The organism is Veillonella sp. 6_1_27, assembly GCF_000163735.1.
In the GTDB taxonomy this organism is placed as follows: Bacteria; Bacillota; Negativicutes; order Veillonellales; family Veillonellaceae; genus Veillonella; species Veillonella parvula_A.
In genome coordinates this window covers 239,093-255,332 of the sequence record NZ_GG770215.1, presented here as the reverse complement: position 1 = coordinate 255,332, position 16,240 = coordinate 239,093, and the positions used below count along the sequence as shown (strand labels likewise).

Below are 16,240 nucleotides of genomic sequence, written 5' to 3'. Positions count from 1 at the left end.
AGTAGAAATTCTACCAAGACCTTTTGTATTATAAGCCAGCTTCTTCTTTTAGAATTTGTGCTTTATCTGTACGTTCCCAAGGTAAATCCACATCAGTTCTACCAAAGTGACCATACGCTGCAGTTTTGCGATAATGAGGCTTTAACAAATCAAGCATTTCAATGATTCCTGCTGGACGAAGGTCGAAATGTTTTTTAACAAGCTCTTGAATTTTTGTTTCCTCTATGCGACCTGTACCAAAAGTATCAACTAAAATAGATACAGGATGAGCAACCCCAATTGCATAAGCAACTTGCACTTCACATTTATCAGCAAGACCTGCTGCTACAACATTTTTAGCTACATAACGCGCTGCGTATGCTGCAGAACGGTCCACCTTAGATGGATCCTTACCAGAAAATGCACCGCCACCATGACGGGCCATACCACCGTATGTATCTACAATAATTTTACGGCCAGTTAAACCAGCATCTCCATGAGGTCCTCCAATTACGAAACGACCAGTTGGATTGATGAAGTATTTAGTATTTTCATCAACGAATTCAGCAGGCAACGCTGCGTCAATTACATAACGCTTCAAATCGGCTTTAATTTGTTCTTGGGTAACTTCAGGGCTATGTTGCGTAGAAATAACAATTGTATCAATGCGCTTAGGTTTACCATCAACATATTCTACAGTAACTTGAGTCTTACCGTCTGGACGTAAGTAAGTTAAGGTCCCATCCTTACGAACTTCTGTAAGTCGACGAGATAAACGATGTGCCAAGGAAATTGGCAAAGGCATGAGTTCAGGTGTTTCATTAGATGCATAGCCAAACATCATACCTTGGTCACCAGCACCGATTTTATCAAGCACTTCACCATTGCCATCTTTTGATTCAAGTGCTTCATCAACACCCATGGCGATATCCGCAGATTGTTCATCGATGGATACAAGTACACCACAAGTATCACAATCAAAACCAAATTTTGCACGAGTATAACCAATTTCACGAATTGTATCACGTACGATGCGAGGAATATCTACATATGTGTGAGTAGAAATTTCACCTACTACATGAACTAAACCAGTAGTAACTAAAGTTTCACAAGCCACACGAGCAGTTGGATCCTTTTCAATAATCGCATCCAAAACAGCATCAGAAATTTGGTCAGCTATTTTATCTGGATGGCCTTCAGTAACAGATTCAGAAGTAAAAAACATATGTTTTTCAGCCATTTTATCCTCCTAATACGAAAAAAAGTCTCTCATGCACTCATGAGAGACCCTCCCATCTAACGACATTTGTCATAGGAATTAGCACCTTTTCCGCTTGGAATGGTTGCTGTAGCTTCACAGGGCCTATCCCTCCACTACTCTTGATGAGTTACAGAAATATTATAGTGTATTTACAGTGAGAAAGCAAGTCATTATTATACCTCTCTTGCCTCTTTTAAAGCTAAATCATATTCAGCCTTATGAAGGGCACTTTCAAACTGACGATACATATGATGACGGCCCAGAATATCCAAAAAATTAGATTTATACATCTCTCTACGTATATCGTAACTCACATCACTAAGCAAAACTTCTATGCCTCTTTTTTGAAGTTCTTCAATAATACCTCGTAAAATACGTAAACCCGTTAAATCTACAAATGGTACTTTTACAAAACGAATGATTAAATATTTAGGATCTTTATGTATAGAGTTTAACGCTCTATCAAATGCACTTATAGCACCAAAGAATAATGGGCCTTCTACAGTGTATACCATTATTTCTGGATGGATTGTAATCTCATGCCTAATCTGTGCTGATAATTCGGCACTACTTGCTTCATGCACATCAATTGTATTAACCATTTTGCGCATAAACTGCAACACTGCAAGTACTACACCTACATTTACAGCTACTACTAAATCCGTAAAAATAGTCAGGAAAAAGGTAAGCAATAATATTATTTGATCTGGACGAGATGCGAGAATAAGCATTCGTATAAAACGTGGTACATCACTCATATTGTAGGCTACTACAAATAATATGGCTGCCATAGATGCCAACGGAATATACACTGCATATGGGGCTAAAAATAAAAGAATGGCACCTAATGTAATGGCATGAACAATACCTGCCACCGGAGAATTACCACCTTGACGAATATTTGTAGCAGTTCGCGCAATAGCACCGGTTGATGCAATTCCACCAAACAATGGCGCAAATATATTAGCTAATCCTTGTCCAAATAATTCAGTATTAGATTCATGCTTGGTGCCACTCATACCATCAGCAACAACTGCAGACAATAAGGATTCAATAGCGCCTAGCATGGCAATTGTAAAAGCCGGCCCGATTAAAGATAAGATTTTATCAAAGCTCAATTTTGGTACAGAAAATTCTGGCAAACCTTGAGGTATACCACCAAATGCACTACCAATGGTTAAAACCGTAGGAAATTGGTAGATAGCTTGAATAACCGTAGCAACAATCATAGCTACAATGGGAGCTGGAACTTTATTAATATATGGGATTTTAGGTAAAACTAACAGTAGACTTAAGCTTAAGAGCGCAATCCCCAATGTAGGTAAGTCAGAGTATGGTAAGGACTGAATCATAGCCCATAATTTTTCATGGAAATGAGCCATATAAGGCAACGGTGGAAATCCAAAGAAATATGGCCATTGCCCTACCCAAATTGTAACACCAATACCTGCTGTAAAACCCATAATAACAGGTGTGGGTATAAACCGAATGACTGTCCCTAACTTTGCAACGCTCATTAAAACCAGAATAATCCCTGCCATCATGGTCGCAATTTGTAAACCTTCAAAGCCATAATTGACAACGATACTGCTCAATAGAACGATAAATGCCCCTGTAGGGCCCGCAATCTGAACAGGGGAGCCACCAAACAAGGATACAAATATACCTGCAATGATTGCCGTATAAATGCCCGCTTGCGGTGTAACTCCACTAGCAATAGCAAAGGCCATTGCTAAAGGCAGAGCCACTACCCCTACGACCAATCCAGCAATAATATTGTTACTCCATTTTCCTTTTCCTAATGAGCCGTCTAAATATGCTTTTTGTATAGCAAACATGTAAGAAAAACACACCCTTCTTAAAACAACACACACAAGAATTAATTTATGTCAGCTTTGTTTGCTACTAAATCAATAACTTCTCTAAGGATATGTCGAGCAAGTTCAGATTTTTTCATATTAGGCATTTCTTTAGGCTCTTTATCGGGATATAAAAAATAGCCTTCATTCGTATCTACATTAAAACCTGCATTCGATTTGCTTACATCATTGGCCACAAGCATATCTAGATTTTTTCTAGCCACTTTATCCTGACCATACTTGATTACATGTTCTGTTTCTGCCGCAAAACCAACAAGAATTTGATGATTTTTTTTAGAGCCCAACCCTTGTAGAATATCTGGATTTTTTACAAGTTCTATGGTCATAGACTCCATTTTCTTTATTTTTTGCTCTGCTTTATGAAGGACTCTAAAATCAGAAACAGCGGCAGCCATAATAACTACATTAACATCATTATAACGAGCTTCAACAGCCTCCTGCATAGATACCGCAGAATCTACAGAAATAAAGTCTACGCCACTTGGTATAGGCAAGGATGTGGGAGCACTTACTAATATCACTTTAGCCCCCATGCGTACAGCCTGTTCTGCAATGGCATATCCCATCTTACCGCTAGAACGATTTCCAATATACCGAACAGGATCAATACTCTCCTGTGTTCCGCCAGCTGTAACAAGTATAGTAGTACCTTCAAGCTCATTGGTGCTGCACATTTTAGATTCTAGCCAATCCACAATTGCTTCGGGCTCCGGTAAACGTCCTACACCTGTGATGCCACAAGCTAACCAACCTTCTGCAGGGTCCATAATATGGTAGCCCAAAGAACGTAATCCTTCTAAATTGCGTTGAGTAATAGGATTATTATACATTTCTGTATTCATAGCAGGACAAAGGTACTTAGGTGCTTTGGTAGCCATAATTGTTGTAGTTAACATATCATCAGCAATGCCTGCATAAATTTTTCCGATCACATTTGCTGTTGCAGGCACAACTACATATGCATCTGTCCAAGTGGCCAGTGCAATATGTTCTACATCCCACTGATGAACTTGTTCAAACATGTCTAGAGCTACAGGATGTCCACTGATTTCGCCAAATGTTAAAGGTGACGCAATATGCGTTGCATTTTGTGTCATTACAACCTTTACTTCAGCCCCTTTTTTACGAAGTCTGCTTACCACTTCAATTGCCTTATACGCTGCAATACCTGCAGATACTGCGACAATGATATGTTTTCCGCGCATGTTCTTCTCCTTTTAAAAATTCCTTGTATCAATGATACAAGGAATTGATTTTTTATTTAATGCCTTCTTTAGTGCGTTTATATGTCACTTCACCTTCAGCAATTTCATAAAATGCCAAAGATACAGGCTTGTCAGTCGCATGTGTAGATTCTGCTAAGCAAGGTTCGCCATCTGTTAATTCGCGAGCGCGTTTAGCCGCTAAAGTCACCAATGTATATTTGCTATCTACTTGGCTTTCCAATTTTTTTAATGGAGGTTTTACCATCATACTATCACTTCTCCTTAGACTCTTGATATTGTTTATAAATATATTGAATTTGCTCTTTATTACGACTAATCTTACAAGACTCAGCTCGCAAGATAGAAGCAACCTTTTCAGAAGCCTCTGCTAAATCATCATTTACAACGATATAGTCATAACGATGAGCTAAGGCCAATTCTGAACAAGCCAATGACAATCGTTTATCAATGACTTCTTTAGCATCTGTGCCACGATTATGTAAACGTTCAGATAACTCAGATAGTGACGGCGGTACAATGTAAATAAATACAGCATCGCTAAAACGTTCCTTAACCTGCATAGCGCCTTGAATATCGATTTCTAATAGTACACTTTTCCCATCATCTAATAAATCCATTACATGTTGTTTTGGAGTACCATAGTAATTATCATATACCTTAGCATATTCTAAGAATGCGTCTTCACTAAGTAAAGACTCAAATTCCTCTTTAGAGCGGAAGAAATAGTTAATTCCTTCCTTTTCACCCACACGTGGAGCACGGGTTGTCATAGAAACGGAATAAACTAAATTAGGCATTTCTTTACGAATATTCGCACAAATCGTACCCTTACCTGCGCCAGATGGCCCGGATATAACGATTAATAATCCTCTGTCTGACATATGCACTCCTATGATTCCACTGTATCTACATCCACATCATGTTGCACAAGTCGATGTGCTACGGTTTCAGGTTGAATTGCAGATAATACAATTTGACCACTATCCATAACTAATACAGCACGTGTCTTACGACCATATGTGGCATCAATGAGCAATCCCTTGTCTCTAGCATCTTGAACCATCCGCTTTATAGGGGCGGATTCAGGACTAATAATAGCCATAACACGGTTAGCAGATACCATATTACCAAAGCCTATATTCAGTAATTGAATACTCATTCATAGACCTCCTATTACTCTACATTCTGTACTTGTTCTCTAATTTTCTCTAACTCACATTTAAGTTGAACCACAAGCTCAGTAATAATCGAATCCATTGCTTTGGATCCGATTGTATTTACTTCACGATTCATTTCTTGCAAAATAAAATCGACCTTACGACCGATTGAGTTTGTATCTGCAAGTGTATTTCTTAATTGTACCACATGAGAGGTAAATCGGACAATCTCTTCCGTAATATCCGTCTTATCAGCTAATAGAGCAATCTCTTGTATAAAACGATCCTCACTAATACTCGCTTCTAAAGAAACTAAATATTCCTGAATTTTAGTTTTTATGTGTTCGCGATATGCTTCTACAGCACCAGATTTATTAGTGTCAATTTTAGTAATGATCTTTTCAAGTGTATCGATACGATCTAATAAATCCTGCTTGATATGTTGACCTTCCGCAGTTCGCATTGCTATTAAAGCATCTAATGCTTGAGTCGTAGCTTCTTTCACAATATCTAATAGAACATCTTCTGCAATTGGTGTATCTTGTTGTTGAACCCATTCGGTAGAAATCGAATTTACAGCTTGTAAAGGTACCTTTTTTGAATCATCATAGAATTCTTCTTGTACCAACAACTCTTGTATTTGTTTTCTCAATACACTATTAATAGTAAAAGTTTTAGGTCGCTCCCCTGCATCTAAAATAGAAACTGATACCTCAACCTTACCACGAGTAATACGATCTTGTATCATTCCACGAATAGTACTTTCAAAAGGATTCATTTGTTTTGGACTACGAATAAACAGATCCAAGAAGCGAGCGTTTACGGACTTAATTTCTACCGTACAGGTAATGCCATCTTTGGTTGCTGTGCCAGAACCAAAACCGGTCATACTTTTCATAAATCATCCTCCTTAGTAGTTTTTATTATTGTACCACGAATTACACAATCCGTGTTTAAATACTAAGAATTATATGTACACTATGGTATACTAAACTATACTTCTAAATATATTTGAAAGGAGTACTATGAATTTAGACGGACTTACCATGTCTGTACTCGCTAAAGAATTAAACGAGCGACTACAAACAGGTCAAATACAAAAACTATATCAAATAGATAAAACTACATTATTATTTAAAGTTCGAGCACTTAACGAAGACCAAAACTTAATTATTACCGTAGGTGCCACACCAGCAATGTATCTTAGCCAACCACTTCAAGATCTACCAAAAGAACCAAGCTCACTTTGCATGTTCTTACGAAAGCATATTGAAGGTAGCCGCATCGTAAAGGTGGAACAAATCAACGGTGACCGTATCATGTGTATCCAAACGGATAAACTAGAAATGGACGGTTCTATTACGAGTACATATATTTATATTGAATTAATGGGCAAATATTCCAACTGTATCTTCGTACAAGACGGTATTATTTTAGAATCCTTAATTCACGTCTCCCCTCTCATGAACCGTGAACGTATTATTAGTCCAAAAATACAGTATGATTTACCACCTAATGCTAATCGCGTAAGTTTAATGGACTTTGATAATAATGAAATAAAAAATCTACTTACTTCCTTTGGTAATGGCTCTGTGCAGCAATCTATTCGAGCTATCTTTAACGGTTTTGGTAAACCTTTATTGGATGAGCTTTTATATATTTCCAAATTAAGTGGTGAAGAAATCATAACTGATTTAGATACTTCTCAACTAGATACACTTGCTAAAGCCTTGTACGACCTCAAGGTAAAACTCGAAAATAGCAAAGGTTTATTTACTTTAGTCAACGATAACAATAAAAAAGCTTACACAAGTATTTTATTACATAACTATAAGGTATTAAAAGAATACAACACTATTTCTGAAGCCTTAGAGGAATCTATTCATAATACAAAGGCAATTTATACAGCTGATAAAGAGTTAGAAAAAATCTTAACAGCAGCCATCAAAAAGGAAGAAGGTCGCCATCAAAAGATCAAAGATGAATTAGAAGATACTAAGAAAATGGAAACCTATAAATTATATGGTGATCTTCTAATGATAAATGCACACCTTCAAGTGCAATATGAGCCTTCTATTGAATTACAAAATCTTCTTTCCGAAGAAAATGAAATGTTAACGATTCCTTTAAAGCCAAACTTAACGATTGTGGAAAATGCACAATGGTATTATAAGCTTTATACAAAACTAAAAAATCGTATGGTTAGTGGCGAGTTCCAACTCAATGCTAGTACTACAAAACTAGCATACTTACAATCTATTCTGTACAGCATCTCTTTAGCCACAACTCGTGAAAGCTTAGAAGAAATACGCAAAGAATGCATGGATGCAGGTATCATAAAAAAATCAAAAAAACCACTATCTTACAAGCTTGGCAAATCTAACTATATTCACTTAACAATTGATGAAGGTGAAATATTCATCGGTCGTAACAATCAACAAAACGAATATTTAACACACCGATTTGCAAAGCCAACTGACATTTGGTTCCATACACAGGATATCCAAGGTTCGCACCTTATTTTAAGACTCAATGTTGAGCCAGACGATATGATTCTATCTAAAGCAGCTCAATATGCAGCCTACTTCAGTAAAGCTCGTGATACTAGTAAGGTCCCGGTAGATTATACATACATTAAAAATATCAAAAAGCCACCTGGATCTCCTTTGGGATTTGTTATTTTTAATACCCATCAAACTATGATTGTGGAGCCGAAAAAGCCAGAAAACTATAGAGAATGATAAAAGCGAAGGTATCCCTTCGCTTTTATTTTTGGTTTATTATTTCGCTCACATTATTTTTTACATATTGATCTGAAAATTGATATTACTTATCTTAAGTTTTCTATGGAATTTAAAATATAAAAAAAGAGGCTAGATATAATATGATATCTAGCCTTTGTTTAAACTATTGGTTTTCTTCTGTACGTTGTTCAGTTTGTTTCAAACTTTCACGATTTTGACGCAAGCTTTCCAATGTTTTTTCCAAGTTGTTTTCAACATATTTAAGAACATCACCAGCATATTGAATAGAACTAGCTTTCAACTCATCAGAGGATTGATTTGCTGCATTAATAATTTGATTCGCTTGTTCTTGAGCTTGTTTTACAAGTTCACTTTCAGCTGTCAATTTAGCAATGTAGTCTTTAGCTTGATCAATCAAAGTTTCAGCCTGACGTTGAGCATCAGCTAACACTTTATCTTTATCTGCTACAATACGACGAGATTCTTCAAGTTCCAAAGGTAAGGATTCCTGAATAGAATCAATAATACGCATAATTTCGTCTTCCTCAACCATACGTTTTGTAGTCATAGGAATACGGCTGCTAGATTCAATAAGAACCTCTAAATCTTCTAATAATTTTTCTGTTTTCATACAATTCACCCCTATTTATTATGGACCGTATTAAAGCGTTCTTCAAGTTTTTCCTTAACATCATCCGGAACAAGACCATCTAGCTTACCACCAAATTTAGCTAGTTCACGAATACCCGTGGAGCTGACAAAAGAGTATTTGTTATTTGTCATAATAAATACTGTTTCAATGTCATCATCCAAATATTTTGCAAATAATGCGCGCTGAAATTCATATTCAAAGTCGCTCAATGCACGTAATCCTCGAATAATAATAGTAGCATTCTTGGATTTAACATACTCATTGAGTAAGCCACCTGTACAATCAATTTCAACATTAGGAATATGTTTGACAGAATTTCGAATCATCTCAACCCGTTCTTCCATAGAAAATAAGGAATTTTTATTCGGATTTGAGCTGACAGCAATGATTAATTTATCAACCAATCGGCTGCCCCGTTCAAAAATATCAACATGTCCATTAGTAACTGGGTCAAAACTACCCGGACATACACCTATACGCACAGGTTTAGCTCCTTTCGGCTGTCTTTACAAAATAGGAAACCAACGTATAACCAAATTTCTGTTCTTTTATACATTCCCATGATTCTGGTAAGGTAAAAACCTCATCCTTATGATGTTCTAATAATAAAACACCTTCAGGTTTTAACAAATCATAGTTCACAACCAAATCTATGGTATCTTGTATAAATCCATTTTCATATGGCGGGTCAGAAAATATATAATCGAACTGTCGCCCTACTATATAATTTTTTAATTGTGAAAGTTTCCTCGGAATAATTTCTAACCGATCATCCACACGACAATGTTTAGCATTCTCTAAAATTAGTTTTCCCGTTTTAAAGTCCACTGCTACTGCATGTGCTGCACCACGACTTAAGGCTTCAATTGCTACTGCACCAGTGCCAGAAAATATATCTAGTATATCAGAACCAAATATACCTTTATTGGCTAATACATTAAATACACTTTCACGAACACGATCAAGTGTAGGCCTAGTATCTAATCCTTTAGGTGCTTTTATAGCATGTCCCTTAGCAGTTCCGCCAATAATTCGCATACAACCCTCACAAGATTATACTCATTAATTATAGTATATAAATAACCAAATTAAAAGTATCTTTTATTTATGATACTTCAATTTTAATATCACGCCCCATCAACTCAGCTAATGCTATGGATGGAGATTTTTTTTCGTATAAAACCTCATATAAAGCCTTCGTTATAGGCATTTCAATTTGATGTTTACAAGCCATTGTATAAATAATTTCTGTTGCGAAAAATCCTTCTACAACCATATTAGTATGATTAACAATAAAATCCATAGTCTTACCCTCGGCTAGTTTTTGACCAGCCGCACGGTTACGACCATGTGGGCTCATACAAGTAGCAATCAAATCCCCCATACCAGCAAGACCAGCATAGGTTTCTTTTTGGGCCCCTAAGGCCACCCCAAAGCGAGTCATCTCATGAAGACCACGTGTTAATAGTAAAGCCTTACAATTATCCCCTAAAGCTAAACCATCTGCAATACCAGCTGCAAGGGCAATGATGTTTTTCGTGGCTCCTGCTAGTTCAACACCAATCATATCAGTATTTGCATAAATTCTAAAATTTTGACTACATAATGCCTTTTGCAATGTTGTAGCTACCTCTAGGCTTTCAGTACTCAGCACAGATGCAGCAGGTAAGTTGCGACCAACCTCTTCTGCATGATTAGGTCCAGACAAAACCGCTAAATTACACCCTATGGTAGCAAGAACCTCTTTCATCACAGTCGTCAAAAGTTTGCCACTGGTTCGTTCTACACCTTTTGAACATAGAATATAGGCTTGATTTTTATGAGCATACGGTTTAATAGCCTCTAAACTGGTACGTACATGTACAGAAGGAGTAACCATTAATACCACTTCGGCATTACTAATACAGGCCTCTAAATCAGAACTATATTGTAATTCTTCTGGAAGTTTTACACCTGGTAAATAGTCTTTATTCTCTAAGTCTTTTGCAAGTTTATCTGCAAATTCTGGACGACGACAATATATAGTTGTAGTATTTCCAGCTAAAACGGATTTAATAGCAAGGGCCGTCCCCCAACTACCAGAGCCGATAACAACAACATTCATTCTTTAATCCTTTTTAATGCGCTCTACTTTTAACTCATTTCCAGCAAGTAGACGCTTAATATTATCCCAGTGACGTACAATGACAAACAAAGCTGCTAATCCGCCAAAGCCAACAAACCAGAAGGATTCTCCAGTGAAATACATCAGTACTGGTACTAATGCAGCGGCAATGATAGAGCCTAAAGATACAAGTTTAGTGAAGTATACGATAACACCCCATACCAAAAAGCAAATCAATGCTACTATTGGTGAAAGAGCAATAAGTACACCTAAACCCGTAGCAACGCCACGACCACCTTTAAAGCCCAAAAAAACAGACCAGTTATGCCCCATCATTCCAAGAATACCACCTAAGATCATAAACATAGGCCCATAGGGTGAGAGTAGCACTACTCCTGCTGCCCCTTTTAAAGCATCACATAGAAATACAGGTAAGGCTGCTTTAAGACCTATAACACGATATGTATTAGTAGCGCCAATATTTTTAGAGCCATATTGCCGTACATCTGTATTAAAGAAAAACTTACCTATAATTAATCCACTAGGAATCGAACCGATAAGATATGATAATACAGCATATACAATAATCAAAATATCCATTAGTCTTCATCATCCCGTTTCTTGCCACGTAATACTAAACGAATCGGTGTTCCTTCAAAACCAAAGGACTCACGCAATCGATTCTCTAAGAAACGCATATAAGAGAAGTGAATTAGCTCTGGTTCATTTACAAATAAAATGAATGTAGGCGGCTTAACACTAGCTTGCGTCATATAATAAATTTTTGGAATTCTACCATTGCGAGACGGCACAGGGTTTACAGTTTGTGCATCTTGTAATAATTGGTTTAACGTCCCCGTAGATACACGGCGATATTGTTGTTCAGATACGAACTTCAACATATCAGCTAATCGATGAATACGTTGCTTAGTTAAAGCCGAAGCAAACAGGATAGGTGCAAACTGCAAGAAACCTAATTCATCATAAATATCTTCAGTAAAACGCAATGTAGTTTTATCATCTTTTTCAACAAGATCCCATTTATTAACAACAATGACTACGCCTTTACCCGCTTCGTAAGCGTAACCTGCAATTTTTTTATCTTGTTCTGTAACACCATCTTGAGCATCTAGTACAAGAACTACAATATCAGCACGATCTACTGATCGCAAAGAACGAACAATACTATATCGTTCAACAGCTTCTTCGATTTTAGACTTACGACGCATACCTGCTGTATCAATAAGTACAAACTTTTGATTCTCATGAGTCCAATACGTGTCAATAGAGTCTCGAGTAGTACCTGCTACATCAGATACAATTACACGATCTTGTCCTAACAATGCGTTAGTCAAAGAAGATTTACCCACATTTGGACGACCTATAATAGCAACATGAATAGTATCTTCATCATCTACATTAGTACCTACTGGAGGAAAATGTTTTACAGTATCATCCAATAGATCACCTAAATTCATAAGATTTTTAGCGGAAATACCAATGGGGTCCCCCAAACCAAGATTGTAAAATTCATAAATATTCGGTTCTTGATTTACACTATCAATCTTATTAACTACGAGTACAACAGGTTTTCCACTAGCTCTAAGAATATTTGCGACCTCTTCATCAGCAGGTACAATACCTTGTTTACCATCAACGACAAATAGAATTACATCTGCTTCTTCAATTGCTAATTCCGCTTGTAGTCGCATCATCTTAGGAATAACATGACTATTGTCAGTAATGAACTCGATACCACCAGTATCGATCATTGTAAACTCACGATTTAACCACTCTGCATCGAAGTAAATACGGTCCCTTGTCACACCAGGAATATCTTCAACGATAGAGATACGTTTATTAACAATGGCATTAAAAAGTGTAGATTTACCTACGTTTGGACGGCCTACAACAGCCACTAATGGTTTTGCCATAGTTTCACCTCATTATCTAATCTAATACATTACTATATTTTATCATATACTAAGTAAAGTACGCAAAAAGGCTAACCAAGGAAACCTTGGCTAGCCTTATATTAGACAATGAATTATTCAGCGTCTTCTGCAGTTTCTTTTGATTCCATCAATTCAGTCAAAGCCAAACCCAATTTCTTTTCATCTTTGTTAAGAGAAATGATTTTAACTTCAACTTCTTGACCACGATTCAAGTAATCTTCAACTTTCGCATTACGTTGTTTTGTAATTTGAGAAATGTGAAGTAAACCTTGGATGTCGTCATTAACAGCTACGAATGCACCGTAAGCTACTAAACGAACAACTTTGCCTTTAATAACATCGCCAACATGCAATGTTTCTTCAGCAACGTCCCATGGGCTCTTAGATAAAGCTTTTAAGGACAAGGATAATTTATTGCTTTCAGCGTCGAAAGATTGTAATTTAACTTCGATTTCTTGGCCAACGGAAAGAACATCTTCCACTTTTTTGATTTTTTGCCAAGAAATATCGGAAATGTGAAGTAAACCTTCAATACCGCCGATATCTACGAATGCACCATAAGGCATAATTTTACGAACGATACCTTTATAGTTTTCGCCAACGTTGATATTTTTCAATGCTTCAGCTAATTTAGCTTGACGTTCCACTTCCAATACTGCACGACGAGAAAGAACCAAACGGTTTTTCTTTTCATCGATTTCAAGTACTTTAGCTTCAAATTCTGTACCAACCAAGTTGTCCAAGGATTTCACGAAATGAACATCACCTTGGGACAATGGAATGAAACCACGAAGAGATTTAACTGTTACTACTAAACCTGCTGGGATAGCATCAATACCTTTACATACGATAGCTTCATCTTTTTCTTGTGCTTCGATAACATATTGCCAATCTTCATCTTTAGCCAAGCGAGTCATGGAAAGATAAATAGGATTATCTTCTTTGATGTGATTCATGATAACTGCTTTAATTTCATCACCATTTTTTAACACATCTTTGGCAGATTCTGGTGCTGGATAAGAAATTTCAGTTCTGTTCAAAATGGCTTCAGTTTTGTAGCCAAAAGATACATAAGCTCGTTCATCTTCGACTTGAACTACTGTACCTTCTACAACGTTCCCTTTCTTAAATTCTTCTTGACCTTCGGCTGCTAATAATTCTGCAAAATCTTTCATTGTCTCAATGACCTCCTTAATAATCCAGTCGGGAGTCGATGCTCCTGCTGTTACTCCTACCGTCTGTACTCGGTTAAACCATTCCAGTTGTAATTCAGTAGAAGTTTCAATGTGATACGTTGTACATCCAACGTCACGACAAACCTCTGCCAATCGGTTTGTGTTGCCGCTGTTCTTACCGCCTATCACTATCATAAGATCTACATTACGTGCTAAATCAACGGCAGAATTCTGTCGTTCTTGCGTTGCATTGCATATCGTTTTGAAAACCTTAAGATTCTTAGATTTTTTCTCTAATATGTCTATTATACTGTTAAATTTGAATTGTGAAAAGGTTGTTTGTACAACAACGCCCATTTTTTCCACAACTTGTAGTTTTTGGGCGGATTCTTCATCTTCGATGATTATTCCTTCGTTATTTGCCCACAAATTAATGCTTTTGACCTCAGGATGGTTTTTTTCTCCCAAAATCACCAAAGTCATACCTTCATCTATAACAGACTTTGCATCTTGCTGTGCCTTTTTTACATGTGGACATGTGGCATCCACAACATGTAATCCTTTTTCTTCTGCCTCTTCATAAATAGCAGGTCCTACACCATGAGAGCGAATAATCATTGTGCCTTCAGCGATATCAGACACTTCTTGAACAGGGCTTACCCCTTTATCTTCAAGACGACCTACAACTTGAGGATTGTGAATAATAGGTCCTAATGTATAGCTTTTACCATCGCTATTTGCAGCTTCATTTGCCATTTCGACAGCCCGTTTTACACCATAGCAAAAACCATGGTTTTCAGCCAAAATTATTTCCATAAAGTCTCCTCTATACAATTGTTATGATAAGAATCTATCATTCGTTGGATTTCACTTTTAACACTATCATTTACTTTTTGAATTGCTTCTGGAGTCGCTTTAGCTTTTTCAACTGGGATTGGTTTACCAATAATACAAGCCACTTTATTACGTTCCATATTGTGAGAGCCAATGATAGCAACAGGCACTATGCTAACACCTGTTCTAAGAGCAATTGATGCTGCACCATCATGGAATCTACCAAGTTTACCACTTTTTTGACGGTTTCCTTCTGCAAATATGCCTAAAACCTTATTGTCTTTAAGTAGTCCCATGGCATGACGAATAGCAACTTTATCAATAGCACCGCGATTTAACGGAAATGCACCAAGCCATGTACAAAAAAAACGTGAAATGGGATTCACAAATAATTCTTGTTTAGCCATAAAGTGTACATGTCTAGGCAAAGCATAGCCGCAGATAGGGGGATCGTTATTACTTAAATGATTAGGCACCACGATAACAGGCCCTTCCATTGGAAAATTATCGCGACCATATACTTTCAACCCATACCCTACCTTATAGCGAAGCCAAAAAGCGGTACGCCATAACCAGGTAGAAAATTTATTCATGATTGATTGTCTCCTGTACTAAATTCAATATATATGCCACAGTTTCATCGAAATTCATATTACTAGAGTCTACAACCACTGCATCTTCAACGCATACAAGTGGAGACTCTTCACGATTTTTATCCATTTCATCACGACTAACAACATTCTTTTTAATTTCGTCTAGTGTTTGCTCGTTTGATGTACCTTGTACTTCTAACCATCTACGTTTTGCACGCGCATCTACAGAAGCGGTTAAATAAATTTTTAGCTCTGCATTAGGTAATACGACAGAACCGATATCACGTCCATCTAATATAACTCCCCCAACGGCGGCCATCTCTTGTTGGCGTTCTACCAAATATTGTCGAACCCCTTTATAAGAAGCTATAGTCGATACATTATCATTAATTTGCTGCTGGCGAATTAATGATGTAACATCTTTCCCTTTAATATAGACCTTGCATGCTGTTGCAGTAGGCTCTAAAGTCAAATTTAAAGAAGGTAATAAAGCTTCTACAGCAACTTGATCCTTAACATCGATTTGACTATCAAGAACTGCCCATGTAACACCGCGATACATGGAACCTGTATCGATATATAAATACCCTAATTCATTGGCCACTACTTTAGAAATGCTACTTTTACCAGCCCCAGCAGGACCATCAATAGCAATGGCAATTTTTTTAGTGTTCATAATA

17 protein-coding genes and 1 riboswitch are annotated in these 16,240 nt (G+C 37.0%); of the genes, 1 reads left to right on the top strand and 16 read right to left on the bottom strand.

Annotated features, from left to right (window positions below; translation table 11 throughout):
* Positions 1 to 28 precede the first annotated feature (28 nt).
* The 7 genes from metK to HMPREF0874_RS01170 all read right to left on the bottom strand — a co-directional run bounded on the left by metK (position 29) and on the right by HMPREF0874_RS01170 (position 6,401).
* Complete coding sequence (gene metK / locus HMPREF0874_RS01200; protein ID WP_004695665.1) at positions 29 to 1,219, bottom strand: methionine adenosyltransferase; 1,191 nt, start codon at positions 1,217 to 1,219, stop codon at positions 29 to 31.
* Between the two features lie 49 nt (positions 1,220 to 1,268).
* Positions 1,269 to 1,369, bottom strand: a riboswitch (SAM riboswitch).
* A 44-nt stretch (positions 1,370 to 1,413) separates the two neighbouring features.
* On the bottom strand, positions 1,414 to 3,078 hold the full coding sequence (locus HMPREF0874_RS01195; RefSeq protein ID WP_039964937.1) for a SulP family inorganic anion transporter: 1,665 nt from the start codon (positions 3,076 to 3,078) through the stop codon (positions 1,414 to 1,416).
* Between the two features lie 41 nt (positions 3,079 to 3,119).
* Positions 3,120 to 4,325 carry a bifunctional phosphopantothenoylcysteine decarboxylase/phosphopantothenate--cysteine ligase CoaBC gene (gene coaBC / locus HMPREF0874_RS01190; RefSeq protein ID WP_008600830.1) on the bottom strand — a complete coding sequence of 402 codons (1,206 nt, stop codon included), beginning with the start codon at positions 4,323 to 4,325 and terminating at the stop codon, positions 3,120 to 3,122.
* A gap of 52 nt (positions 4,326 to 4,377) precedes the next feature.
* Positions 4,378 to 4,593, bottom strand: coding sequence for a DNA-directed RNA polymerase subunit omega (gene rpoZ / locus HMPREF0874_RS01185; RefSeq protein ID WP_004695660.1), 216 nt, complete (start codon positions 4,591 to 4,593; stop codon positions 4,378 to 4,380).
* Positions 4,594 to 4,597: 4 nt separating this feature from the next.
* Positions 4,598 to 5,227 carry a guanylate kinase gene (gmk, locus tag HMPREF0874_RS01180; protein WP_004695659.1) on the bottom strand — a complete coding sequence of 210 codons (630 nt, stop codon included), beginning with the start codon at positions 5,225 to 5,227 and terminating at the stop codon, positions 4,598 to 4,600.
* An 8-nt stretch (positions 5,228 to 5,235) separates the two neighbouring features.
* Positions 5,236 to 5,505 carry an extracellular matrix/biofilm regulator RemA gene (gene remA / locus HMPREF0874_RS01175; protein ID WP_004695657.1) on the bottom strand — a complete coding sequence of 90 codons (270 nt, stop codon included), beginning with the start codon at positions 5,503 to 5,505 and terminating at the stop codon, positions 5,236 to 5,238.
* Between the two features lie 14 nt (positions 5,506 to 5,519).
* A complete protein-coding gene (locus HMPREF0874_RS01170; RefSeq protein WP_008600822.1) occupies positions 5,520 to 6,401 on the bottom strand; it encodes a YicC/YloC family endoribonuclease in 882 nt (293 codons plus the stop codon).
* 127 nt (positions 6,402 to 6,528) lie between these two features.
* On the opposite strand from HMPREF0874_RS01170, the gene HMPREF0874_RS01165 reads away from it, so the two are divergent.
* Positions 6,529 to 8,244 carry an NFACT family protein gene (locus HMPREF0874_RS01165; RefSeq protein WP_008600821.1) on the top strand — a complete coding sequence of 572 codons (1,716 nt, stop codon included), beginning with the start codon at positions 6,529 to 6,531 and terminating at the stop codon, positions 8,242 to 8,244.
* 166 nt (positions 8,245 to 8,410) lie between these two features.
* Here the strand turns inward: HMPREF0874_RS01165 and HMPREF0874_RS01160 are convergent, their stop codons facing one another.
* The 9 genes from HMPREF0874_RS01160 to cmk form a co-directional block, all read right to left on the bottom strand.
* Positions 8,411 to 8,878, bottom strand: a complete 468-nt coding sequence (locus HMPREF0874_RS01160) for a hypothetical protein (protein ID WP_004693228.1) — start codon at positions 8,876 to 8,878, stop codon at positions 8,411 to 8,413.
* An 11-nt stretch (positions 8,879 to 8,889) separates the two neighbouring features.
* Positions 8,890 to 9,381, bottom strand: coding sequence for a pantetheine-phosphate adenylyltransferase (gene coaD, locus HMPREF0874_RS01155; protein WP_004693226.1), 492 nt, complete (start codon positions 9,379 to 9,381; stop codon positions 8,890 to 8,892).
* Positions 9,382 to 9,385: 4 nt separating this feature from the next.
* Positions 9,386 to 9,937: a 16S rRNA (guanine(966)-N(2))-methyltransferase RsmD gene (rsmD, locus tag HMPREF0874_RS01150; protein ID WP_004693225.1), complete on the bottom strand. Its 552-nt coding sequence runs from the start codon at positions 9,935 to 9,937 to the stop codon at positions 9,386 to 9,388.
* Between the two features lie 67 nt (positions 9,938 to 10,004).
* Entirely contained in the window at positions 10,005 to 11,003 is a 999-nt protein-coding gene (locus tag HMPREF0874_RS01145) for an NAD(P)H-dependent glycerol-3-phosphate dehydrogenase (protein ID WP_004693223.1), read from the bottom strand.
* 3 nt (positions 11,004 to 11,006) lie between these two features.
* A complete protein-coding gene (gene plsY / locus HMPREF0874_RS01140) occupies positions 11,007 to 11,603 on the bottom strand; it encodes a glycerol-3-phosphate 1-O-acyltransferase PlsY (protein WP_004693220.1) in 597 nt (198 codons plus the stop codon).
* Positions 11,603 to 12,937 (bottom strand): ribosome biogenesis GTPase Der, encoded by a 1,335-nt coding sequence (gene der, locus HMPREF0874_RS01135; RefSeq protein WP_008600817.1) that lies wholly within the window; start codon positions 12,935 to 12,937, stop codon positions 11,603 to 11,605. Before der ends, plsY begins: the two co-directional genes overlap by 1 nt.
* Positions 12,938 to 13,050: 113 nt before the next feature.
* Positions 13,051 to 14,949 carry a bifunctional 4-hydroxy-3-methylbut-2-enyl diphosphate reductase/30S ribosomal protein S1 gene (locus HMPREF0874_RS01130; RefSeq protein ID WP_008600816.1) on the bottom strand — a complete coding sequence of 633 codons (1,899 nt, stop codon included), beginning with the start codon at positions 14,947 to 14,949 and terminating at the stop codon, positions 13,051 to 13,053.
* On the bottom strand, positions 14,940 to 15,560 hold the full coding sequence (locus HMPREF0874_RS01125) for a 1-acyl-sn-glycerol-3-phosphate acyltransferase (protein ID WP_008600814.1): 621 nt from the start codon (positions 15,558 to 15,560) through the stop codon (positions 14,940 to 14,942). Before HMPREF0874_RS01125 ends, HMPREF0874_RS01130 begins: the two co-directional genes overlap by 10 nt.
* Positions 15,553 to 16,236, bottom strand: a complete 684-nt coding sequence (cmk, locus tag HMPREF0874_RS01120; RefSeq protein WP_008600813.1) for a (d)CMP kinase — start codon at positions 16,234 to 16,236, stop codon at positions 15,553 to 15,555. Before cmk ends, HMPREF0874_RS01125 begins: the two co-directional genes overlap by 8 nt.
* Between the last annotated feature and the right edge of the window lie 4 nt (positions 16,237 to 16,240).

Bases quoted from the DNA above. Each gene is read 5' to 3' on its own strand.
- metK (WP_004695665.1), bottom strand. From the start codon at position 1,219: ATGGCTGAAAAACATATGTTTTTTACTTCTGAATCTGTTACTGAAGGC.
- HMPREF0874_RS01195 (WP_039964937.1), bottom strand. From the start codon at position 3,078: ATGTTTGCTATACAAAAAGCATATTTAGACGGCTCATTAGGAAAAGGA.
- coaBC (WP_008600830.1), bottom strand. From the start codon at position 4,325: ATGCGCGGAAAACATATCATTGTCGCAGTATCTGCAGGTATTGCAGCG.
- rpoZ (WP_004695660.1), bottom strand. From the start codon at position 4,593: ATGATGGTAAAACCTCCATTAAAAAAATTGGAAAGCCAAGTAGATAGC.
- gmk (WP_004695659.1), bottom strand. From the start codon at position 5,227: ATGTCAGACAGAGGATTATTAATCGTTATATCCGGGCCATCTGGCGCA.
- remA (WP_004695657.1), bottom strand. From the start codon at position 5,505: ATGAGTATTCAATTACTGAATATAGGCTTTGGTAATATGGTATCTGCT.
- HMPREF0874_RS01170 (WP_008600822.1), bottom strand. From the start codon at position 6,401: ATGAAAAGTATGACCGGTTTTGGTTCTGGCACAGCAACCAAAGATGGC.
- HMPREF0874_RS01165 (WP_008600821.1), top strand. From the start codon at position 6,529: ATGAATTTAGACGGACTTACCATGTCTGTACTCGCTAAAGAATTAAAC.
- HMPREF0874_RS01160 (WP_004693228.1), bottom strand. From the start codon at position 8,878: ATGAAAACAGAAAAATTATTAGAAGATTTAGAGGTTCTTATTGAATCT.
- rsmD (WP_004693225.1), bottom strand. From the start codon at position 9,937: ATGCGAATTATTGGCGGAACTGCTAAGGGACATGCTATAAAAGCACCT.
- HMPREF0874_RS01145 (WP_004693223.1), bottom strand. From the start codon at position 11,003: ATGAATGTTGTTGTTATCGGCTCTGGTAGTTGGGGGACGGCCCTTGCT.
- plsY (WP_004693220.1), bottom strand. From the start codon at position 11,603: ATGGATATTTTGATTATTGTATATGCTGTATTATCATATCTTATCGGT.
- der (WP_008600817.1), bottom strand. From the start codon at position 12,937: ATGGCAAAACCATTAGTGGCTGTTGTAGGCCGTCCAAACGTAGGTAAA.
- HMPREF0874_RS01130 (WP_008600816.1), bottom strand. From the start codon at position 14,949: ATGGAAATAATTTTGGCTGAAAACCATGGTTTTTGCTATGGTGTAAAA.
- HMPREF0874_RS01125 (WP_008600814.1), bottom strand. From the start codon at position 15,560: ATGAATAAATTTTCTACCTGGTTATGGCGTACCGCTTTTTGGCTTCGC.
- cmk (WP_008600813.1), bottom strand. From the start codon at position 16,236: ATGAACACTAAAAAAATTGCCATTGCTATTGATGGTCCTGCTGGGGCT.